The following is a 22,117-nucleotide window of genomic DNA, read 5'->3' as shown; positions in this document are numbered from 1 at the left end:
CTAGACGCTCCTCCGGGTGGTGGCCAGCTTCTTGACGTACAGGTTGACCGCGACGGCCAGCAGGAGCATCACGCCCAGGAAGGCCTTGAACCAGTTGGGGTCCCAGCCGGCGTAGACGATGCCCTGCGACACCATCCCGAAGATGAAGGCACCGATGGCGGTGCCGATGGCCGAGCCGAACCCGCCGGTGAGCAGCGTTCCGCCGACCACCGCGGCGATGATGTAGATGAACTCCTGACCCACACCCTCGCCGGCCTGGATGGTGTTGTAGCCGTAGAGCCGGTGCTGGCCGTAGAACCAGGCCAGGAAGCCCACGGCCATGAACAGACCGATCTTGACCTTGTTCACCGGCACGCCGACGGCGCGGGCACTGGGGGCGTTGCCGCCGACGGCGAAGATCCAGTTACCGATCCGGGTCCGGGCGAGGATCCAGGTGGCGATGGCCACGAAGAGCACCCACCACAGCACGGTGATCCGGAAGTTGGCGCCGAACAGGTTGATCTTGGTGTCGAAGATGGCCTTGAGGGATCCGAAACCGTCGATGTCCGAGACGTTCTGGGTGGCCACCGAGCCGGTGACCAGCTTGGTGATGCCCAGGTTGGCACCCTGCAGGATGAAGAACGTCCCCAGGGTGATGAGGAAGCTGGGTATGCCCGTCTTCACCACCAGATAGCCGTTGACGAATCCGATGCCCAGGGCCAGCACGAGGGCGACCGCCGACCCGAGCCACATGTTGACGCTGAACTGGTAGCTGAAGATGGACGCGGTCAACGCGGCGGTGATGAAGGCGACGCCCGCGGACAGATCGAACTCCCCGCCGATCATCAGCAGACCGACGGCCACGGCGACGATCCCGACCTGCGAGCTGGCGTACAGGATGGTGGCGAACGCGTCGATCGACCGGAACGGCGGGGCGACGATGAAGAAGAAGGCGTAGATGGCGACGGCCGCGATGAGCGCACCAATCTCCGGCCGGGCCATCAGCCTGGCCCCCAGCGACAACGACGCCTTCGGCGACGCAGAGGTCACGGTGGCGGAGGTCGACGACGGCGGCGGAGTCTTGAGGGACGAACTCATGACACTCTCCGAACGAGGGATGGGTGCCCGGGGGACATCACGGGGATGTCCCCCGGGCCTGATTCGCTGGGGTCAGCGGGTGTTGTTCGCCGCGAAGCCGGCGATCGCGGCGATGTTCGTGCTGTCGACGAAGGACGGTCCGGTGAGAACCGCCTTGCCGCCACCGATGTCGTTGCCGTTCGTCTTGTACAGCCACAGCGAGTCGACGGCCAGGTAACCCTGGAGGTACGGCTGCTGGTCGACCGAGAACTCGATCGTGCCGTCCTGGATGGCCTTGGCGACGTCGGCGTTCAGGTCGAAGGTGACGACCTTGGCCTGGCTGCTCGCCTCGGACTTGGACTGCAGGGCGGCCAAGGCGATCGGGGCGCCGAGGGTCACCACGGCGTCGATGGTCGGGTCCTGCTGCAGCTTGGCGGTGATCGTCGAGGTGACCGAGGAGATGTCCGCCCCGTTGACCTGGAGGTTCTCCGTGCCCGGCGCGCTTTTCTTGACACCGGCGCAGCGGGCTTCCAGGGCGACCGACCCCTCGGCCTGGATGACGCACAGCGGGTGCTTCACGCCGGCGGCGGCGAGCCGCTCGCCGGCCGAGGTGCCGGCCAGGTTCTCGTCGGAACCGAAGTACATCAGGGCGCCCAGATCGGCGTACTGGTCGATACCGGAGTTGAAGCCGACCAGCGGGATCCCGGCGGCCTTGGCCGCGGCGACCGGGCCGGCCAGGGCGTCCGGGGTGACCAGCGTGGTCGCGATGGCGTCGACCTTGGAGTCGATCGCGTTCTGGATCAGCGTGGCCTGACCGGCGGCGGTCGGATCGTTGGAGTACTTCAGATCGACGTTGTCCTTGGCCGCGGCGGCCTCGGCTCCGGCGCGGATCTTGTCCCAGAAGGTGTCGCCCGGGGTCTCGTGGGTGATCATCGCGATGGTCAGCCGCGGAGTGGAAGCGGTCTGCCCACCGGACCCGGCGGCGGCGCTCGCCGCGGTGGTCTCGGTGGCCTGGGCGCCACCGGAGCTGCTGCACGCGCTCAGCGTGAGCGCCGCGGTCAGGGCGAGGGCGGTGGCCGCGAGGGCCTTGCTGCGAATCCTCATCGATTCGTTCCTTTCGACCGGGATCGGGATCCCGGGCTCGTCGAGGCTACTGCGGGAGGGGTGTGCGGGCAGCGCGGGATGCGGCAATCGTGCGAACGGAGATCGGGCGGGCGGCGAGGGCGGTGCGGGTGCCTGACGCGCGCCGGCGGTGACCGGCGCGGCGAACCGGCGCGGCGGTGAGGGTGATCTCCGCCGTGCGGGACAGGACACGGGACCGGTGTGCTCGTCCAGCGGACCGGACGGCGGACGGGAGGCGAGCTGTGTCGGACATCCGCGACCCCCTGGTGTGTCGTCCGCCACCGGCGCCGGACTGGAGACAGCGTGGCGCAGCTCCACGATCGTGTCAAGAGTTTGTCCTTACATCTTGACGTGATCGAGCTAGTGATCGAGCCAGTGATGGGGCCGGTGGCGACCCGGAGGATAGGTTCGCCCGGGAACCGGGCGCCCGACTCGGGACGATCGCGCCCCGGAGGCACGACAGGAGCGGCCCCGCCGGGGCCGCTCCTGTCGGGCGTCCGCCCTGGACGCTGGTGCTGGTGCTGGTGCTGGTGCTGGTGCTGGTGCTGGTGCCTACCGGCCCGTACCGGCGACGAGCGCGCGGATGTCGGCCAGCTGCCGGGGCGAGACGTCCATCGTCGTCTCGTCCTCGGCGAAGACGTTGGACACCAGGATGGCGTCCGCACGGTCCAGGAACCCCGATTCGCGCAGGGCCGAGAACAACGCGCCGAAGTCGACGTCGCCGTCCCCGATCGCCAGGTGCTGGTGCACCCGGGCGGCGTTGCCGGGCGGGTTGCTGATGTAGCGCAGCCCGTGCGACCGGCGGTGGTCGAAGGTGTCGGCCAGGTACACCGCACCCAGTCGGTCTCCCAGCTCGGCGATCAGACTGTCCACCCGGTCTCCGTAATGGAAGGTGTGCGACGCGACGTAGACGAACCCGACGGCCGATGAGTTCAGGCCGCGGATGATGCGCCACGCCTCCAACCCGTCCTCGACGAAGTCGTCGGGGTGCGGGTCGATGTTCATCCGGATGCCCGTGCGTTCCAGGATCGGCAGGAGGGTCTCCATGGACCGGTAGAAGCCGGCCTCGGAGTCCTCGCTGCGTTCCGGCCGGCCGCTGAACTCCGTGTTGATCACCGGGACGTCCAGATCGGCGGCCAGCTCGATCACCCGCCGCAGGTTGCGGACCGCCGCCTCCCGCTGGGGCTCCTCGGGCCAGGAGATCCGCTGCACCGGCAGGATCGCCGGGATGGTGATGCCCGCATCGGCGACCCGCTTGCGCAGGGCGGCGACCAGCGCGTCGTCGGCCTTGGGGTACCGGAAGAACGGCGCGAAGTCCGGGTGCGGGGTGAGGTGCAGGTGCTCGAACCCGAGCCGGGCCACCACGTCCGGGAAGTCCAGCAGGGCGTGGTCGTGGTGCAGCGGGGTGGGATCGAAGGCGATCGTCACCATCGCGTCAGGACCGCTTCGCCATGGCGACCTCGACCCGCTGCCCCGTGCGGACCGCCTCCGCGCCGGCCTCGCACACGGCGACCGCGGCGTAGCCGTCCCAGGCTCCCGGGCCGTCGACGGTGCCTCGACGGGCCGCGTCCGCCCAACGCTGGAGTTCGGTGTGGTACGCGCCGTCGAACCGCTGCACGAAGCCCGGCGAGATCTGCCCGCCCCAGCGGCCGTCGGTCCCGGTGCGGATCAGGTTCTGGTCGAGACCGATGGTGGCGGTGCCCTTCTCGCCCACGACCTCGGTGCGGACCTCGTAGGCCACCCCGGTCCGCACGAAGATCTCGTCGGTCGCGATGCGACCGGACTCGGTCTCCAGGATCACGATCATCGGATCGTGGAAGCCGGCCGGGGCCGAGCTCGTGGGCGTCGGCTTGAGCACGCTGACCGCGGTGATCTCCTCGTCCAGGAGGAAGCGGACCGCGTCCACCTCGTGCACCACGGAGTCGCGGATCATCATCTCGGAGTCGAAGTGCGGCGGCACGTCCGGGTTGCGGTGGGTGCAGTGCACGATCAGCGGGTTGCCCAGCCCGCCCGAGGCGATGAGCTCACGCAGCTGCACGTACTCGGCGTCGAACCGACGCATGAAGCCGACCTGGATGAGCGTGCGGCCGGTGGCCAGCTCGTCCTGGACCAGCTGGTACGCCGACGCGATGTCGGTGGTGAGCGGCTTCTCGCAGAGCACCGGGATGCCCCGCTGCAGACAGGCCCGGACCTGGTCCTCGTGGGCCTTGCCGGGGGTGGCGATGACGACCGCGTCCACGTCCTCGGCGTTGATCGCCTCGATCGGGTCGGTGACCACCCGCGCCCCGGGGATGGCGGCGGCGACCTCCTGGGCCTTGGGCTCGAAGAAGTCGTTGATCACCGTGACGGTGACCCCCTTGACCCGGGTGGCCAGCGCCTGTGCGTGGTACGAGCCCATGAGGCCCACCCCGAGGACGGCGACGCGGAGATCGGCGAGCGGCTCAGACATCGATGGTTCCCTTGCTGTTCTCGGTGGTCTCGGCGGTGTCGGTGCTCAGGGGGTGCTGGGTGCCGATCTCCAGCCAGGACGGATCACCGCACGAGGACAGGAAGGTGTGCGTGCGTCGGGCGATCGGGAAGGGCATGTCGACCGGGCAGGGGTACAGGTCCTGCTCGACGATCCCGTAGAGGTCGCGGTCCAGGGCACGGGCCGCGGTGAGCACCTCGTCCAGGTTCGGCTCACCGGCCGGCGGCTCGATCATGATGCCGCGCTTCACGGCCTCGGAGAACGAGATGTCGTTCGCCAGCACCTCCGCGCGCAGCACCGGGTCGACCGCCTTGAGATGCAGGTAGCCGATGCGCTCGGGGTACTTCTGGATGAGACCCACGCTGTCGCCGCCGTAGTAGGCCACGTGGCCGGTGTCCAGGCAGAGGTTCACGTAGTCGGGGTTCGTGGACTCCACGAACCGCTCGATGTCCTTCTGGTACCCGACGTGGGAATCGGCGTGCGAGTGGAACTGCACGTGCAGCCCGTACTCGTCCAGGATGCGGCGGCCGAGCTCGTCGTGGCCGGTGGTGATCCGGGTCCACTGCTCCTCGCTGAACTCGCGGGACTCGATGGCCAGCCCGGTCTTGTCGTCCCGCCACATGAACGGGATGACCACGATGTGCTGCCCGCCGACGGCCTGGGTCAGCGCGGCCACGTCGGTGACCTGCTTCCACACCTCGTCCCAGGAGTTCTCGTGGTGCAGGCGCGAGAACACGGTTCCGGCCGAGACCTTCAGATGGTGGGCGTCGAGCTGGTCCTGCAGCTGCGCCGGGTCGGTGGGCAGGTACCCGTAGGGGCCCAGCTCGATCCACTCGTAGCCGGAGGCACTCACCTCGGCCAGGAAGCGGTCGGCCGGCACCTGCACCGGATCGGACGGGAACCACACTCCCCAGGAGTCGGGGGCGGACCCGATCCTGATCCTGCTGTTGCTCACGATGTCTCCTGCGTCGGGATGTACTGCGCGGCGTGGTGGGTGGGACGGGAGCCGGGCGGGCTCAGACGTTCTGCGGGAAGCCCAGGTTCAGGCCACCGTGGCTCGGGTCCAGCCAGCGGCTGGTGATGACCTTGCCGCGGGTGAAGAAGTGGAAGCCCTCGGTGCCGTGCGCGTGGGTGTCGCCGAACAGCGAGGCCTTCCAGCCGCCGAAGGAGAAGTAGCCCACCGGGACGGGGACCGGCACGTTGATGCCGATCATGCCGACCTCGACCTCGTTCTGGAAGCGCCGGGCGGCGCCGCCGTCGTTGGTGAAGATGGCCGTGCCGTTGCCGTACTGGTTGGCGTTGATCAGCTCCAGGCCCTCGTCGTAGCCGCTGACCCGGACGATCGACAGCACCGGGCCGAAGATCTCGTCGGTGTAGATGCTCATGTCGGTGGTGACCCGGTCGAACAGGGTCGGACCGAGCCAGAAGCCGTCCTTCGCGCCGTCGAACTCCTGATCGCGGCCGTCGACCACGAGCTCGGCACCCGCGTCCACGCCGGCCTGCACGTACCCGGAGACCTTGTCCCGGTGCGCCCCGGTGACCAGCGGGCCCATGTCGCAGCCCCGGCGGCCGTCACCGGTCCGCAGGGTGGCCATCCGCTCGGTGATCTTCGTGATGAGCTGATCGGCGACGGAGTCCACGGCGAGCAGGGCGCTGATGGCCATGCACCGCTCCCCCGCCGAGCCGAAGCCGGCGTTGACGGCCGCGTCGGCGGCCAGGTCGAGATCGGCGTCGGGCAGTACCAGCATGTGGTTCTTCGCCCCGCCCAGGGCCTGCACGCGCTTGCCGTTCTTCGTGCCGGTCTCGTAGACGTAGCGGGCGATCGGGGTGGAGCCGACGAACGAGATCGACCGGACCGACGGGCTCTCCAGCAACGCGTCGACGGCGACCTTGTCGCCGTGCAGCACGTTGAACACGCCGTCGGGCAGACCGGCCTCCTTCCACAGCGCGGCCAGCCAGTTCGCGGTGGACGGGTCCTTCTCGCTGGGCTTGAGCACGACGGTGTTGCCGGCGGCGATGGCGATCGGGAAGAACCACATCGGGACCATGGCCGGGAAGTTGAACGGCGAGATGATGCCGACCACGCCGAGCGGCTGGCGCAGCGAGGAGACGTCGACCTTGGTGGAGGCGTTCTCGGTCATGCTGCCCTTGAGCAGATGGGCCAGCCCGCAGGCGAACTCGACCACTTCCTGGCCGCGGGTGATCTCACCGAGGGCGTCGGAGAGCACCTTGCCGTGCTCGGAGGTGATGAGCTCGGCCGCTTCGCCCTTGCGCTCGTTGAGCAACTCGCGGAAGCGGAACAGGATGCTGGTGCGGCGGGCCAGCGACATGTCCCGCCACTTCGGGAAGGCGGCGGCGGCCGCGGCGATCACCGCGTCGGCGTCCTCCCGGGAGGCCAGCGCGACCTTCTTGGTGACCTGCCCGGTCGCCGGGTCGTACACGTCGGCGCTGCGGTCGCTCTCGCCGGGGAACTCGGCGCCGGCGGACCAGTGCGGCAGCACGCCGAGCGCGCCCGCGGACCCGGAATCGGCGGCGGTGGGATTGGCTTCGGGATCGGTGATGGTCGTCATGACGAACTCCTCGCGGATGGCGGGTGTGTGATCGGTCGGTGGGCATCGGTGGAGCGTGACGTGCTCGGTGGCAGCGGGTCGCGCACCGCTGCGCCGCCCCGCGCCGGGGCGCGGGGTCGACCGGGGACTACAGGTACGGACGCTGGTCGGCCTTGTGCTGCTCGTAGGTGAGCCGCGCCTGTCGGGTGGACTCCAGGGTCGACACCTCGGCCACCGGGACGTCCCACCAGCCGTCGCCCGCGGGCGACTGGAACTCCAGGTCGGTGTCCACGTGGACCAGGCTGACGGTCGGGTGCGCCTTGGCCTTGGCCAGCGCCTCCTGCAGCTCGGGCAGGGTGGACGCGCGGAACACCGTGACGCCCAGACTCTCCGCGTTGGCGGCCAGATCGACCGGCAGCACGCCACCGTCCAGGCGGCCGGACTTCTCGTCGCGGTACCGGTACTTCGTGCCGAACCGCTGCACCCCCAGGGACTCGGCGAGGGAACCGATGGAGGCGTAGCCATGGTTCTGCAGCAGCACCACGATGATCTTGATGCCCTCCTGCACCGCGGTGACCAGTTCGGTCGGCATCATCAGGTACGAGCCGTCCCCGACCGTGACGAAGACGTCCCGGTCCGGGGCGGCCATCCGGACGCCGATGCCGCCGGGGATCTCGTAGCCCATGCAGGAGAAGCCGTACTCGACGTGGTACCCCTTGCGGTCCCGGGTGCGCCACATGCCGTGCAGGTCGCCGGGCAGCGAACCGGCCGCACACACGACCACGTCCCGGGCGTCCATCACCTCGTCCACCGCGCCGAGGACCTCGGCCTGGGCGAGGATCCCGTGCTCGGCGCCGTACCCGCTGTGGAAGGAGTCGACGACCTCGGCGTCCCACCGCACGGCGAGGGTGGTGGCCTCGGTGCGGTAGTCCGTCGAGGTGCCGTACCCGGCGAGTTCGGTGGTCAGCGCCTCCAGGGCGCGGCGGGCATCGGCGACCACCGGCAGCCCGGCGTGCTTCACCGCGTCCAGCGACGCCACGTTGATGTTGACGAACTGCACGTCCGGGTTCTGCCAGATGGTCTTGGACGCGGTGGTGAAGTCCGAGTAGCGGGTGCCGATGCCGATGACGACGTCGGCCCGACGCGAGAACAGGTTGGCCGCCGGGTTTCCGGTGGCGCCGACGGCACCCAGGTTCAGCGGGTGGTCGAACGGCAGCGAGCCCTTGCCGGCCTGGGTCTCGGTACTGGGGATGCCGGTGGCCTCGACGAAGGCCCGCAGGGCGTCGTTGGCCTCGGCGTAGGTGACGCCGCCGCCGGCCACGATCACCGGGGCCTTCGCCCCGCGGATGAGCTCGGCCGCGGCCGCGATCACCTCGGGCTCGGGCACCGGGCGGCCGATCCGCCAGGTCCGCTCGCGGAACAGCTCGACCGGGAAGTCGAACGCCTCGGCCTGCACGTCCTCGGGCAGCGCGATGGTCACCGCCCCGGTCTCGGCCGGGTCGGTGAGCACCCGCATGGCGCCGAGCAGCGCCGCGGCCAGCTGCTCCGGCCGCCACACGCGGTCGAAGAACTTCGACAGCGGTCGGAAGGCGTCGTTGACCGAGACGTCGTACCCGTAGGGCTGTTCCAGCTCCTGCAGCACCGGGGAGGCGATGCGGGTGGCGAAGATGTCGCTGGGCAGCAGCAGCACCGGCAGCCGGTTGATGGTGGCCAGCGCGGCGCCGGTCAGCATGTTGCTGGCGCCCGGCCCGACCGACGCGGTGACGGCGAAGGCCTGCAGCCGATCCTGCTGGCGGGCGTAGCCGACCGCGATGTGCACCATCGCCTGCTCGTTGCGGCCCTGGTGGTAGGGCAGCAGGTCGGGGGTTTCCAGCTCGGCCTGCAGCAGGGCCTGGCCGAGGCCGGCCACGTTGCCGTGCCCGAAGATGCCGAAGCAACCGGCGAAGAACTTGCGCCGCACGCCGTCCCGCTCGGTGTACTGGTTGCCCAGGAACTTCACGACGGCCTGGGCGACGGTCAGCCGTTCGGTGGCGGGGGTGGGGGTGGTCATCGATGATCTCCTTCGAGCACGTTCTTCGGCGGTGGACGGCCGGGGTCAGGACGACGGTGCGACCGTCGGGAACGGGAGCCGGGGGTCGAACGCCTGCTCGGCCCAGGTCTGCCGCACCCAGCCGTGGTGCGGGTCGTCGCTGATGCCCCACGCCCGGCCCGCGCCCGGCCCGGCCATCACGTTCAGGTAGTACATGTGGTGGCTCGGCGAGGCGATGGACGGGCCGTGCCAGCCGTGCGGGATGAGGACGGTGTCCCCGTCACCGACCTCGGCGAGCACCTCGATTTCTCGCTCGTCGGTGCCGTAGACCCGCTGGTACCCCACGCCTCTCGGCGCGGCCCCGCTCGCGTCGACCACGGCGTCGGGGCCGGCGAAGGAGAAGGCGTAGTAGTAGATCTCCTCCAGCTCGGTCTCCTCCCCCACGGCCTCGTCGTGCTTGTGCGGAGGGTAGGACGACCAGTTGGCGGCCGGGGTGATGACCTCGCAGGCCAGCAGCTTGTCGGTCTCGAAGGTCGCGGCCATGGCGAAGTTGTTGACCTGCCGGCTGGCCTGGCCCGAGCCGCGCAGCTCGACCGCGACCCCGTCGGCCGGCCCGTACCGGAAGGGCAGGGCGCGGGTGGCCCGGGCGCCGGGGAGCGCGAAGGTCCCCCCGAGAACGCTGTCCAGTCGGACGTCGGACCCGATGGGCAGGTATGCGAAATCGGTGACCGCGCCGAACAGGTCGGCCCGGCCCGCCACGGCGATGGTCTCGCCGGCCACGGTGACGTCCACGCCGCCGCGCAGCGGCAGCAGGATCATCTCGTCGCCGCCGGTGGCGAACTCGGCGCTGCCGCCGGCGGGCAGGGTGATCACCCGCAGGCTGGAGTAGCCCCAGCCGGCGTCCTCCGGGGTGATGACCAGGTCGAACGGCGCCGTGGCCGTGGTGCCGGCCGGGACCAGACCGGTGAGCCGGGGCGCCGTCATCGGACCAGCGCCGCGGCGGTGTCCACGGCCGTCGCGACGTCGTCGTCACCGGGGTAGAGCAGGGTGCGCCCGACGACGAGTCCGCGGACGGACGGCAGCGCCAGCGCGTGCTGCCAACTCGCGTACGTCTCCTCCGGAGTGGTCTCCGGGTCCCCGCCGAGCAGCAGGGTCGGGAGCACGGTCGAGTCCATCACCCGGTCCATGTCCGGCACGACCGGCAGCTTGAGCCAGGTGTAGGCCGAGGTCCGACCCAGCGCACTGCACACGCCGACGGACTTGATCACCGCGTCGGCGGACAGGTCGTTGACGACCTTGCCACCGGTGCGGGACGACCAGAACGGCTCGACCATGGCGGTCAGTCCCCGGTCGGACAGGTCGTTGATCGCCTCCGCGGTGGCGGTGAGCGTGTTCAGCGTGCCCGGATCGTCGAGCGCGACGCGGGTGAGCGTCTTGCCGCCGTTGAGCCGCATCTCCTCGATGCCGCGGGCGTCGTACCCGGTCATCCGGTCGTCCAGCTCGAAGGTGGCGCCCTGCAGGCCGCCGCGGTTCATCGATCCGAAGACGACCTTGCCCTCGAGCGCACCGAGCAGCAGCAGGTCCTCGATGATGTCGGCGCTGCCGAGCAGCCCGTCGACGCCGGGGCGGGCCAGCGCGGTCTGCAGCCGGTCGAGCAGGTCGACCCGGTTGCCCATGGCCAACGGACGGCCGCCGACGCCGTTGGCGCCCCGGGCCGGGTGGTCGCAGGCGATGATCATCAGCCGACCGTCGGCCGGCACCAGCGGAGCGGTGGTCCGCGCGGCGGCGGCCTCCCGGACGGCGGCGGGGTTGCGCACCCGGGTCTCGGTGATGTCGGCGTACCGCCGGGCGAGCGTGGTGTCAGACATTCGAGACCTCCTGCAGGAGTGCCTGCACCTCGGCGGTGGTGGGCATGGCGGTGGAGCACTCGCGGCGGGTGGCCACGATGGCGCCGGCCGCATTGGCGAAGCGCAGCACGGTTTCCAGGTCCCAGCCCTGCAGCAGGCCGTGGCACACCGCGCCGCCAAAGCCGTCGCCGGCACCCAGGCCGTTGATCACCTGAACGGGCGTCGGGGGGACCTCGACCACGCCGTCGGCCGTCATCCCCAGGACGCCCTTGGGGCCCTGCTTGACGATGGCGATCTCCACCCCGGCGGCCAGCAGCGCCTCGGCGGCGGCACGGGGCTCGGTCTCGCCGACCGCGACCTCGCACTCCTCCTTGTTGCCGATGGCCACGGTGACGTGCGGGAGCGCGGCGCGGACCTGCTCGGTGGCGTCCTGCTTGGCCTTCCAGAACACCGGGCGGTAGTCCAGGTCGAGGATGGTCAGCGGCCGACGGGCGCGGGCCTCCCACGCGGCGTGGTGGGCGGCGCGGGACGGCTCGGCGGACAGCCCGGTCACGGTGGCCCAGAAGACCCCGGCGTCGGCGATCGCGGCCAGGTCGAGCTCCTCGGCCCGGATCATCAGGTCCGGCGCGGTGGGCAGCCGGTAGAACTGCAGTGGGAAGTGGTCCGGCGGGTAGTTCTCGCAGAACGCCAGCGGGGTGAGCAGATCCTCGACCGGGGTGATGAAGCTGTCGTCGACACCCAGCCGCCGCAGCTCCTGGTGGACGAAGCGACCGAAGGCGTCCGGCCCGGTCCGGGTGATGACCGCGCTGCGCAGGCCGTGCTTGGCGGCGGCGATGGCCACGTTGGTGGCGCTGCCCCCGATGGACTTCGAGAACGTCTCCACGTCCTCCAGGCCCACGTTGTCCTGCAGGGGGTAGAGGTCGACCCCGACCCGACCCATGGTCACCACGTCGAAGTGCCGGCTCATGTGCGTCCTTCCCTGGCGGCGCCGGAGAAGGACTCTCGGCTTCCTCGCCTGTTGTGCACCAGACTGGCCCGAGCACCGGGCGCTGTCAAGACTTTGTCCTGACATAGTGTCATGCAGACGTCGGGACGTCGTCACGCCAGGGCGAGTCGATGCCGTGATCTCCGCCCCGGTCGGCATCATGGACCTCGACACCCGGCCCGGACCACCACCGGCCCGCCCCGGCAGGTGGCCCGCACGCGAGGGAGAGGTGACGGCATGGCCCCACTCGTGGTCGACCTCGACCGCTCCAGCCCCGTGCCCCTCTACTTCCAGGTGGCCCAGCAGATCGAACAGGCGATCGCCAGCGGAGCCCTGGTCCCCGGCGACCGCCTGGACAACGAGATCAGCCTGGCCGACCAGTTCGGGCTGTCCCGACCGACCATGCGCCGGGCCATCCAGCAGCTCGTCGCCAAGGGCCTGCTGGTCCGCAAGCGGGGCGTGGGCACCCAGGTCGTGCACGGGCAGGTCACCCGCCCGGTCGAGCTCACCAGCCTGTTCGACGACCTGAACCGCAGCCACCAGGAACCCCGCACGACCGTGCTGGCCAACGAGCTGGTACCCGCCCCGGCCGAGGTCGCCGTCAAGCTCGACGTCGCCCCCGGCACCACCGTGCTGCACCTGCGGAGGCTGCGGTTCGCCGGCGGCGAGCCCCTGGCCATCATGGCCAACTGGCTGCCCGAGGAGCTGGCCGAGGTCGGCCATGCCGATCTGTCCGTGCGCGGCATGTACCAGGTGATGCGGGCGCGGGGGGTGCACATGCGGGTGGCCCGGCAGAAGATCGGGGCCCGGACGGCCACCGCCGAGGAGAGCCGTCTGCTCACCGAGGCACGGCACAGTCCCGTGCTGACCATGGAACGCATCACCCACGACGACTCCGGCAAGGCCGTCGAGTGGGGGCGCCACGCCTACCGCGCCAGCCTGTACTCCTTCGAGGTCACGCTCGTCGATCCCTGACCGGTCCCCGACCGGCTCGGGCCGGGCCACGGCGGTCGGGAGCAGCACCCGGTACCGGGTAGACTTCTCGGGTTGCCTCGGCGAGGGGCCATCGGATCCGCCCCTGCGGTGGTCCGGCGGCCCGTGATCGACGCGGTGGGCGTTGCCCCCGTATGCGTTCGCGTCGTGGTGAGCACCCCACCGCAGTCAGCACCGGCCCGTACCGAACCGCTATCCGCACCAGGAGCTCCTCTCGTGTCCTCTTCCCCGTCCGCCGCTTCCAGCGACTCCTCGCACCTCGTCGCCGAGTTCCGCACCGAGTTCGGCAAGGGCTTCGCCCGCCGCGCCCGCAAGGCCGGCAAGATCCCGGCGGTGCTCTACGGGCACGGCACCGATCCCCGTCACCTGGCCCTGAACGCGCGTGAGTTCGCCCGCGCCATCAAGGCCGGAGCCAACACCGTGCTGCACCTGACCCTCCCGGACGGCGAGGCCCTCGCGCTGCCGAAGTCCGTGGTCAAGCACCCGCTGCGCGACTACGTCGAGCACATCGACCTCATCCTGGTCCGTCGTGGCGAGCGCGTCACCGTCGACGTCCCCGTCATCGTCACCGGCGAGGCCGCTCCGGGTTCCCTGGTCCTCACCGACCTGAACACCCTGTCGCTCGAGGCCGACGCCCTGGAGATCCCCGACTCGGTCGAGGTCTCCGTCGAGGGTCTGGCCGTCGGCACCCAGGTGCTGGCCGGCGCGGTCGTCCTCACCGGCGGCACCACCCTGGTCACCGACCCCGAGGCCCTGGTCGTCGCCGTCCAGGCCGCGCCCACCGCCGACGAGCTGTCCGCCGAGACCGAGGCCGTCGAGGCCGAGCTCGGTGTCGAGCGCGACCTGCCCGAGGACGAGCAGGCTGCCGCCGACGCGGAGAAGTCCGACTCCTGATCTCCCGGTGGCCATGCGGCCACCCGGCTTCAGGACAGCACCACCCTGCAGTGGCTCGACCTCGACGAGGTGCCGGGCCCGGCAGGACGGAACCACGCGGGCCATCGGGTCCGCCCACCAGGAGCCGGCCGGGTCACCCGGCCGGCTCCTGTCGTTCCACCCCCGCCCGGTCATGATCGGGCGGACCCGACGACGAAGGACGGCCGACGATGAGCGACCCCTGGATCGTGGTCGGCCTGGGCAACCCCGGCCCGGCCTACGCCACCCACCGGCACAACGTCGGCGCCATGGTCGCCGGAGTGCTGGCCGACCGGATCGGGTCCCGACTGGGCTCGTCGAAGACGGGTTGTGACGTCGCCGAGGGTCGGCTCGGCGGGCAGCGGCTGGTGGTCGCCGTACCCCGATCGTTCATGAACGTCTCCGGTCCCCCGGTCGCCAAGCTGGTCCGCTTCTACTCGGTCACCCCCGACCGGCTCATCGTCGTGCACGACGAACTGGATCTGGCCGCGGAGACGATCCGGGTCAAGCAGGGCGGCGGCGAGGGCGGCCACAACGGCCTGCGGTCCATCTCGGCCTCGCTGGGCACCAAGGACTACCTGCGGGTGCGCTTCGGCATCGGTCGGCCCCCGGGGCGGATGGACCCGGCCGACTTCGTCCTCCGCGGGTTCGCCTCCACCGAGAAGGCTTCCCTGGCCGTGGATCTCGAGCGCGCGGCCGACGCGGTGGAGATGCTGACCGAACACGGTCTGCTGGAGACGCAGAACCGCCTGCACTGACCCGGCGGTCCGGGGCACCCGGGAAAGGCCGACTCAGGCCGGGGTGATCAGCTCCCGCGCGGCGGCACGGCGCAACTTCCCGGACGGGGTCTTGGGCAGGCTTCCCACCGGGAGCACCGTGACGGTGGCCGGCCGGGCCCCGATGGCGGTGGTGACCGCGGACCGGATGCCGGCGGAGATCCGCTCGACCTCGGCCGGATCGCCGGCCGCACGCGACTCGACCGCCACCGCGAACGACTCACGCCCGCCGGACGCGGTCCACCGCACGGCGACCGCGTTCCCGGCACGCACCCCGTCGACCTGACCGGCGACACGTTCGATGTCGGTCGGATGGATGTTGCGGCCGCCCATGATGATCACGTCCTTGACCCGGCCGCACACCACCACCCGACCGTCGACCAGATACCCGAGATCGCCGGTGTCCAGCCATCCCCGGGCGTCCCGGGTGGCCACCGGTCCGTCGACGGTCAGGTACTCCTCGGTCACCGACTCGCCGCGCAGGTGCAGGGTGCCGACCTCCCGGTCGCCCAGCACCCGGCCCCCCTCCCCGAGCACGGCGACCTCGATGCCGCGCAGCGGCGGGCCGAGCAGGGGGAACGCCCGGGTGGCCGCGTCCTCCGACCGGTCACCGGCCTCGACGGGGACGGCCACCCGGCGCTCCTCCAGATCGGCGGCCAGCACGGTGTCGACGGCCAACGGGGTCCCCCACGGATGGAACGAGACCCCCAGCGTCGCCTCGGCCATGCCGTACGCGCACACCACGGCGGTGGACGGCAGCCCGAACCGCTCCCCCGCGGCCAGGAACGCGCGCACCGCGGTGGCGTCGATCGGCTCCGCCCCGTTCAGCGCGAACCGCAACGAGGACAGGTCGAGACCCTCGGCCCGGGCCAACACCCGCGCGGCCAGCGCGTAGGCGAAGTTCGGTGCGGCGGTGAGGGTCCCGCGGTACCTGTCGATCAGCTCGAGCCACAGCAGCGGCGAGGACAGGAAATCCTGCGGGGTCACCAGGACGACCTCGATCCCGCGGCACTGCGGCAGGGTCAGGAACCCGATCATCCCCATGTCGTGGAACAGCGGCAGCCAGGACACCATCACCTGACCCGGGACGATGGCCGCGCTCTCGCACATCGCATCGATGTTGGCCCAGACGTTGCGGTGGGTGATGCGCACGGCCTTGGGTGTCGCGGTCGACCCCGAGGTGAGCTGCAGCAGGGCCGGCAGCTCCTCGCCGATTCCCCCCGGGCGGTCCGCCGGCAACGGCTCCTCCGGGGCCGGCCCGGAGAGCAGGTCGTCGACGGTGACCGCGTCGATGCCGGCCTCCAGGAGCATCGGCAGCAGGTGGGTGAACGGCGCACCGAGCAGCACCACCCGCGCCCGGACGACCCGCAGGACCGAGGCGGTCTCGACGGCGAACCGGGAGAGGTCGGTGCGGGCGGTGGGCTGGTGCAGCATCGTCACCGACGCACCGGCCAGCCAGGCCGCCTGGGCGGCCGGGGCGACCTGCACCGGGGCGCCGGCCATGACCGCCACCGCGTCCCCCGGCCGGAGCCCGCGGTCACGCAGCGCCCCCGCGCCGACGCGCGCCCGGGCGTGCAGATCGGCGAAGCTGGTCCGGACCGGTTCACGGGGTTCCCCGGTGGTCATCCCGGCGGTACCCCGGGCAACGGCGATCAACGCGTCGGTGAAGGCGCTCATCGGACCACCGTAGGTCACCGTGTCCTGGGATCGGGCCCGTCGGTCCGGCGCCGGCGACGCATGGGCACCGGACGTCCGCAGCAGGCATGATGCCTGCCGTGAGCACCCCTTCGGTCATCGTCCTCGGCAGCATCAGCATCGATCTGACGGCCACCACCCCGCACCTGCCCGCCCCCGGGGAGACCGTCCTCGGGCGGACCCTGACCACCGGAACCGGCGGCAAGGGGCACAACCAGGCCGTGGCCGCCGCCCGCGCCGCCGGCGGCGACACCGCCGTCGAGTTCATCGGCACCGTCGGCACCGACGGGTACACCGACACCCTGGTCGGCGCCCTGGAGCGGGCCGGGGTCGGCACCACCTTCCTGCGGCAGGTGGAGGGGCCCTGCGGCACGGCGCTGATCTGGTTGGACGACACCGCGGAGAACTCCATCGTGGTGGTCCCCGCGGCCAACGCCCTGTTCGGCGACCTGGCCGCCGCCGACCTCGACGCCATCGCCGGTGCCGGCATCCTGGTCGGCCAGCTCGAAGTCCCGATGGAGCTGATGGTGGCCGGAGCCACCCACGCGGCGGCCCACGGGGTACCGGTGCTGCTCAACCCCTCCCCGGTGCAGGAGCTGCCGGCCGAACTGGTCGCCGCGCTGACCGTGCTGGTGGTCAACGAGGGCGAGGCGGCGGCCCTCGGCCCGGCCGTGCTGGACGCCGTCCCCCACCTGGTCACCACCCTGGGCGGTCGCGGTGCCCGCTACCGCGGCCCGGACGGCGGGGTGGTCACCGTGCCCGCACCGAGGGTCACCCCGGTGGACACCACCGGAGCCGGGGACACCTTCGCCGGCGCGCTGGCCGCCGCCTGGACCGCCGGCCGGGAGCCGGCGGACGCCGTCGCCTGGGCCTGTGTGGCCGGGGCGCTGGCCACCACCCTGCCCGGCGCGGGCGACTGCGCGCCGCTGCGTGCGCAGATCGACGAGCTGGCCGCCCGCACGGCCTGACGCCCGGGGCTCACCCCCCGTCGCAGGCGCCACCGGGCACGGCCCGGCGCCGTCGTGACCTGCGCCGGATCACGGAGCGTCCGCGTCCGGGTGCGGGAAACCCACCGGCGGGGCACGATGCCCGGATGGTGTTCAGCGCGATCCACGACCTGCTCATCGACGAGAAGGAAGTCCGGGTCCACTCCAACGGGACCGGCCGGCCGATCCTGATGCTGCACGACCTCGGCTCCTCGGCCGCGTCCTGGGAGCACATGACGGCCGAGGTGGTGGCGGCCGGTCGCGAGGTGGTGGCCATCGACCTGCCCGGCGCCGGTCACAGCGACGCGGTGGAGGGCCTGGCCGAGCAGGTGCACCACCTGCACGAGGTCGTCCTGCACGTGGCGCCCGAACCCACCGACCCAATCGACCTGGTCGGGCACGGGTTCGGCGGATACCTGGCGGTCAGCCTGGCCGCCACCCACCCGGAGCAGGTGAGCGGGCTCGTCCTGGAGGACCCGACCCTGCCGCCCCGCTCCGGCCCCCCGGTGCGCGCCCGGATGCCCCCGGCCATGGCGGTGAGCGGCGCGCTGACCACGCTGCGCCGCGGCCGGCTGCGGGAGAACATCGGTGGCTTCGCCCGGGCCCGGGCCGCGCTGGACCAGCTGGCCCAGGCCGACGCCGCCTGGTGGGGCCGGCTGTCCCGGGTGACCGCACCGACGTTCATCATCGGCACCGGCGTGGCCAAGGCGGGCGACCGCGCCCTGCTCGATCTGCTGGAGACCGCGATCGTCCCGTCCACCCGTACCGACCTGCCCGACGCCCGGCGCGGGCACCTGTCCGACCCGGACTCGTTCGCCGCCATGGTCGTCGGCTTCCTGCGCTGAGCGGCCGGCAGCGGCTCGAGCCGGCACAGGAACACCTGCGCAGGTCAGCTCTCCAGCTGCTCGGCCAGCTCCAACCACTGCTCCTCGACGGTGTCGCGCTCGCTCCCGACCTGACGCAGCTCAGCGTCCAGCGCTGCCGCGGCGGCGAAGTCGCCACCGACGTCGGCCAGCTTGCCGTGCAGCTGCGTCTCCTTGCGCCGCAACGACTCCAGGGACCGTTCGAGCCGCTGCAGGTCCTTGCGCAGCGCGCGGGTCTCGGTGGCCGACGGCCCCGCGGATGCCGCGGCCGCCGGAGCCACGGCGGCAGCCGAGGGGGCGGCTGAGGCGGCAGAGGCCTTGGCGGCCTGCCGGTCCTGCTTGTTCTGGGCGGCCTGGTCGGTGCGTTCGGTCTGCTCGGCCGCGATGGCCGCCTCCCGCCGTTCCAGGTACTCCGGGACGCCACGCACGAGCTGGGAGATGGTGCCGTCGCCGAGCAGCCCGATCACCGTGTCGGTGACCCGCTCGATGAGGTACCGGTCGTGACTGACCACCAGCAGGGTGCCCGGCCAGCTGTCGAGCAGGTCCTCCAGGGCGGCCAGCGTGTCGGTGTCCAGGTCGTTGGTCGGTTCGTCGAGGACGAGCACGTTCGGCTCGGACATGAGCACCCGGAGCAGCTGCAGCCGGCGGCGCTCGCCACCGGACAGGCTCTTGACCTGCGTCCACTGCTGGGCGGCGCTGAAACCGAAGCGTTCGGCCAACTGCCCGGCCGAGACGTCCTTGCCGTCGAGGTTGACCGACGACGCCACCGAGGTGATGGCCTCGATGAGCCGGCCCTCCAGCGGCAGCTCGGTGACCTCCTGCGAGAGGTAGCCCAGCCGCACCGTGGTGCCGAGCTTGGCCTTGCCGCCCTGCGTCTCGCGCATGCCCACCGCGATGCGCAGCATGGTCGACTTGCCGGACCCGTTGACCCCGACGATACCGATACGGTCACCCGGGCCGACCCGCCAGGTCTGCTCGTCCAGCAGCACCTTCTCCCGGCCGTCCGCCGCGGTCACCGTCGCGGTGACGTTCTCCAGATCGATGACGTCGCGACCGAGCCGGCGGCGGGCGAAGGCCTGCAGGGCCACGGTGTCCCGGGCCGGCGGCACGTCGGCGATCAGCGCCTCGGCGGCCTCGATGCGGTACCGCGGCTTGGACGTACGGGCGGGCGGGCCGCGGCGCAGCCAGGCCAGCTCCTTGCGGGCCAGGTTGCGTCGGCGCTCCTCGGCGGCGCGGTCCAGCCGCTGCCGCTCCGCGCGGGCGAAGACCCAGTCGCTGTAGCCGCCCTCGCGGATGAGCACCTGCCCGTCGACGACCTCCCAGGTGGTGGTGGCCACCGCGTCCAGGAACCAGCGATCGTGGGTGACGACCACGCAGGCCCCGGACCGCGACCGCAGGTGCTGGGCGAGCCAGTCGACCGCCTCGATGTCCAGGTGGTTGGTCGGTTCGTCGAGCACCATCAGATCGGCCTCGGTGACCAGCGCGGCGGCCAGCGCCACCCGGCGCTGCTCCCCGCCGGACAGCGAGTCCACCGGGGAGTCCAGCCCCAGTCCGGCCAGGCCGAGCCCGGTGAGCACCGCGCGGACGGAGCTGTCGGAGGCCCAGGAGTGCTCGGCCTCGCCGAACCGGCTGAGCACCGCGTCGCGGACGGTCGCGCCCGTCCCGGTCACCGAGGCCTGCGCGACCACCGCGAACGTGGTGCCGCCGAGCACGGAGACCCGGCCGGTGTCCGGCGGGCGCAGCCCGGCCAGGATGCCGAGCAGGGTCGACTTGCCGGAGCCGTTGAGGCCGAGCACGCCGATCCGGTCGCCGCGTTGCACCCCCAGCGAGACACCGTCGAGCACGGGGCGGACGCCGTGCACGACGGTCACCGCCTCCAGGTTGACCAGGTTGACCATCAGATCCCCACCACTCGCGATTTCACCACTGGGAAGGCCACCATCTAGCGGACCACCACTCGGGCGCCGGGTACGGGCCCGGTCGCCACCTTGACCGCCCGGCAGGTGCCGGATCCCGCCATCTCCGCGGCCACCTGGGCGGCGGCCTCCGGATCCGTGCACAGCAGGGCCACGGTGGGTCCGGACCCGGACACCACCCCACCCAGCGCCCCGGCCTCGAGCCCGCGGCGCAGGGTGCGCCGCAGTTCGGGCTGCAACGAGAACGCCGCCGCCTGCAGGTCGTTGGCCAGGGCCGCGGCGACCGCGGCGGTGTCCCCGGTGGCCAGCGCGGCCAGCATCGGTTCGACCGCGCCGACCCGGGGCGGATCGCCCGCGGCACGCAGCCGGTCCAGCTCGCCGAACACCTGCGGGGTGGACAGCCCGTCCGCGGCCATGGCCAGCACCCAGTGCAGCGTGGCCCGGGACAGCACCGGCACCAGCCGCTCCCCGCGCCCGGTGCCCACCGCGGTGCCACCGGCCAGCGAGAACGGGACGTCGGAGCCCAGCTCGGCCGCGATCTCGGTCAACGCGTCCCGACCCGGCGGCAGACCCCAGAGGGCGGCACAGCCGACCAGGGCGGCGGCTGCGTCCGCGCTGCCGCCGGCCATCCCTCCGGCCACGGGGATGCGCTTGGTGATCTCGATGGCGACCGGGCCGCCCTGCCCGGTCCGCTTGGCCAGCAGCCGCGCGGCCATGCCGGCCAGGTTGCGTGCGCCCGCCGGGACCCCGGCGACCCCGGGGGTGCGGACGGAGTGCTGGGCGGCCGGGCTGACGACGAGCTCGTCCATCAGGTCGACGGCGTGGAACACGGTGACCAGGTCGTGGTAGCCGTCCTCCCGCAGGTCACCGACGGCCAGGTGCAGATTGATCTTCGCCGGGCTGGTCACCCGTACCGGGGCGCCCAACCGGGCGATCACCCGCCCGGTCATTCGGTCTCGACGGACGCGTCGAGGTCGGCCCGGGCCTGGGCGATGCGGGCGTAGTCGTCGACGGTGAGCGTCTCACCGCGGGCGCCGGGATCGACATCGGCCGCGCGCAGGATGCGTTCGGCGGTCGGGGCGGAGCCGGCCCAGACGGACAGGGCGGAGCGCAGGGTCTTGCGTCGCTGGGCGAAGGCCGCGTCGACGACGGCGAAGACCGCGGCCCGATCGTCGGTCCGGCGGTGCGGGTGCACGTCCACCGCGACCAGCGCGGAATCGACCCCGGGGACGGGCCAGAAGATGGCGCGGGGCACCGAACCGGCCCGCTTGGCGGTGCCGTACCAGGCCAGCTTCACGCTGGGCGAGCCGTAGGTGCGGGAACCGGGGCCGGCGGCGAGCCGGTCGGCCACCTCGGCCTGCACCATCACCATGATCGAGCGCAGGGTGGGCAGCTCGGCCAGCAGGTGCAGGATCACCGGCACGGCGATGTTGTACGGGAGGTTGGCCACGAGCGCCGTGGGCTCGGCCGGGGCCGGCAGGTCGTCACCGGTGCGGTGCAGCAGGGCGCCGGTGACCTGCAGGGCGTCGGCCTCGACGACCCGAAGGGCCGCGGCCCGCGTCGGGTGGTGATCGCGCACGGTGGCCGGCAGCAGGCCGGCCAGCCGCGGGTCGATCTCCACCGCGGTGACGGCCGCCGCCGCGTCCAGCAGACCCAGGGTCAACGACCCCAGACCCGGGCCGACCTCGAGCACGTGGTCGGTGGATCGCAGCCCGGCGGCCGCGACGATCCGGCGGACGGTGTTGCCGTCGTGGACGAAGTTCTGGCCGAGCTGCTTGGTCGGCCGCAGATCCAGCTCCGCCGCCATCCGGCGGATGTCGCCGGCGCCCAGCAGGCGTCCCGGGACCAGATCTGTCACCCGTCCATCCTCACATGTCGCGCCCACTCCCCCGTCCCCGTGATCCGCCGGTGTCCCCACCGG

General features: G+C 72.0%; 19 protein-coding genes. 5 read left to right on the top strand and 14 right to left on the bottom strand.

Annotation, left to right across the window (positions count from 1 at the left end; all coding sequences use genetic code 11):
- The 10 genes from J2S58_RS16945 to iolC all read right to left on the bottom strand — a co-directional run bounded on the left by J2S58_RS16945 (position 1) and on the right by iolC (position 12,037).
- Positions 1-1,077, bottom strand: a complete 1,077-nt coding sequence (locus J2S58_RS16945; protein ID WP_205257420.1) for an ABC transporter permease — start codon at positions 1,075-1,077, stop codon at positions 1-3.
- 72 nt (positions 1,078-1,149) lie between these two features.
- Complete coding sequence (locus tag J2S58_RS16940; RefSeq protein ID WP_205257419.1) at positions 1,150-2,160, bottom strand: substrate-binding domain-containing protein; 1,011 nt, start codon at positions 2,158-2,160, stop codon at positions 1,150-1,152.
- A gap of 570 nt (positions 2,161-2,730) precedes the next feature.
- On the bottom strand, positions 2,731-3,609 hold the full coding sequence (locus J2S58_RS16935) for a sugar phosphate isomerase/epimerase family protein (RefSeq protein WP_205257418.1): 879 nt from the start codon (positions 3,607-3,609) through the stop codon (positions 2,731-2,733).
- Positions 3,610-3,613: 4 nt separating this feature from the next.
- Positions 3,614-4,627 carry a Gfo/Idh/MocA family protein gene (locus J2S58_RS16930; protein WP_205257417.1) on the bottom strand — a complete coding sequence of 338 codons (1,014 nt, stop codon included), beginning with the start codon at positions 4,625-4,627 and terminating at the stop codon, positions 3,614-3,616.
- Positions 4,620-5,603: a sugar phosphate isomerase/epimerase family protein gene (locus J2S58_RS16925; protein ID WP_344469942.1), complete on the bottom strand. Its 984-nt coding sequence runs from the start codon at positions 5,601-5,603 to the stop codon at positions 4,620-4,622. The genes J2S58_RS16930 and J2S58_RS16925 overlap by 8 nt, the downstream gene beginning before the upstream one ends.
- A gap of 58 nt (positions 5,604-5,661) precedes the next feature.
- The gene (locus J2S58_RS16920) at positions 5,662-7,215 is read right to left on the bottom strand and encodes a CoA-acylating methylmalonate-semialdehyde dehydrogenase (protein WP_205257415.1); all 1,554 of its coding nucleotides are present in this window, start codon (positions 7,213-7,215) and stop codon (positions 5,662-5,664) included.
- Positions 7,216-7,342: 127 nt separating this feature from the next.
- Positions 7,343-9,244 (bottom strand): 3D-(3,5/4)-trihydroxycyclohexane-1,2-dione acylhydrolase (decyclizing), encoded by a 1,902-nt coding sequence (gene iolD / locus J2S58_RS16915; RefSeq protein WP_205257414.1) that lies wholly within the window; start codon positions 9,242-9,244, stop codon positions 7,343-7,345.
- 45 nt (positions 9,245-9,289) lie between these two features.
- Positions 9,290-10,207, bottom strand: coding sequence for a 5-deoxy-glucuronate isomerase (gene iolB / locus J2S58_RS16910; RefSeq protein ID WP_205257413.1), 918 nt, complete (start codon positions 10,205-10,207; stop codon positions 9,290-9,292).
- Positions 10,204-11,091, bottom strand: coding sequence for a Cgl0159 family (beta/alpha)8-fold protein (locus J2S58_RS16905; protein WP_205257412.1), 888 nt, complete (start codon positions 11,089-11,091; stop codon positions 10,204-10,206). Before J2S58_RS16905 ends, iolB begins: the two co-directional genes overlap by 4 nt.
- The gene (iolC, locus tag J2S58_RS16900; RefSeq protein ID WP_205257411.1) at positions 11,084-12,037 is read right to left on the bottom strand and encodes a 5-dehydro-2-deoxygluconokinase; all 954 of its coding nucleotides are present in this window, start codon (positions 12,035-12,037) and stop codon (positions 11,084-11,086) included. Before iolC ends, J2S58_RS16905 begins: the two co-directional genes overlap by 8 nt.
- A gap of 255 nt (positions 12,038-12,292) precedes the next feature.
- Between iolC and J2S58_RS16895 the strand changes: the two genes are divergently transcribed.
- The 3 genes from J2S58_RS16895 to pth all read left to right on the top strand — a co-directional run bounded on the left by J2S58_RS16895 (position 12,293) and on the right by pth (position 14,718).
- Positions 12,293-13,030 carry a GntR family transcriptional regulator gene (locus J2S58_RS16895; protein WP_205257410.1) on the top strand — a complete coding sequence of 246 codons (738 nt, stop codon included), beginning with the start codon at positions 12,293-12,295 and terminating at the stop codon, positions 13,028-13,030.
- A gap of 234 nt (positions 13,031-13,264) precedes the next feature.
- A complete protein-coding gene (locus J2S58_RS16890) occupies positions 13,265-13,942 on the top strand; it encodes a 50S ribosomal protein L25/general stress protein Ctc (RefSeq protein ID WP_205257409.1) in 678 nt (225 codons plus the stop codon).
- Between the two features lie 209 nt (positions 13,943-14,151).
- Positions 14,152-14,718, top strand: coding sequence for an aminoacyl-tRNA hydrolase (pth, locus tag J2S58_RS16885; RefSeq protein WP_205257408.1), 567 nt, complete (start codon positions 14,152-14,154; stop codon positions 14,716-14,718).
- Positions 14,719-14,751: 33 nt separating this feature from the next.
- Here pth and J2S58_RS16880 read toward each other — a convergent pair whose 3' ends face one another.
- Positions 14,752-16,413, bottom strand: coding sequence for a fatty acyl-AMP ligase (locus J2S58_RS16880; protein WP_205257407.1), 1,662 nt, complete (start codon positions 16,411-16,413; stop codon positions 14,752-14,754).
- An 89-nt stretch (positions 16,414-16,502) separates the two neighbouring features.
- Between J2S58_RS16880 and J2S58_RS16875 the strand changes: the two genes are divergently transcribed.
- Both J2S58_RS16875 and J2S58_RS16870 read left to right on the top strand, forming a co-directional pair.
- Complete coding sequence (locus J2S58_RS16875; RefSeq protein ID WP_205257636.1) at positions 16,503-17,399, top strand: PfkB family carbohydrate kinase; 897 nt, start codon at positions 16,503-16,505, stop codon at positions 17,397-17,399.
- A 125-nt stretch (positions 17,400-17,524) separates the two neighbouring features.
- Positions 17,525-18,262, top strand: a complete 738-nt coding sequence (locus tag J2S58_RS16870; protein WP_205257406.1) for an alpha/beta fold hydrolase — start codon at positions 17,525-17,527, stop codon at positions 18,260-18,262.
- A gap of 44 nt (positions 18,263-18,306) precedes the next feature.
- On the opposite strand, the gene J2S58_RS16865 is transcribed toward J2S58_RS16870, so the two are convergent.
- Genes J2S58_RS16865 through rsmA form a run of 3 tightly spaced genes read right to left on the bottom strand, consistent with a single transcriptional unit; the run spans position 18,307 to position 22,003 of the window.
- The gene (locus tag J2S58_RS16865) at positions 18,307-20,178 is read right to left on the bottom strand and encodes an ABC-F family ATP-binding cassette domain-containing protein (protein ID WP_240189112.1); all 1,872 of its coding nucleotides are present in this window, start codon (positions 20,176-20,178) and stop codon (positions 18,307-18,309) included.
- 44 nt (positions 20,179-20,222) lie between these two features.
- Positions 20,223-21,134 (bottom strand): 4-(cytidine 5'-diphospho)-2-C-methyl-D-erythritol kinase, encoded by a 912-nt coding sequence (locus tag J2S58_RS16860; RefSeq protein ID WP_205257634.1) that lies wholly within the window; start codon positions 21,132-21,134, stop codon positions 20,223-20,225.
- An 8-nt stretch (positions 21,135-21,142) separates the two neighbouring features.
- Complete coding sequence (gene rsmA / locus J2S58_RS16855) at positions 21,143-22,003, bottom strand: 16S rRNA (adenine(1518)-N(6)/adenine(1519)-N(6))-dimethyltransferase RsmA (protein WP_240189135.1); 861 nt, start codon at positions 22,001-22,003, stop codon at positions 21,143-21,145.
- Between the last annotated feature and the right edge of the window lie 114 nt (positions 22,004-22,117).

The organism is Nakamurella flavida (assembly GCF_030811475.1).
Taxonomy (GTDB): Bacteria; Actinomycetota; Actinomycetes; order Mycobacteriales; family Nakamurellaceae; genus Nakamurella; species Nakamurella flavida.
This window is presented reverse-complemented; position numbering and strand designations above follow the sequence as displayed.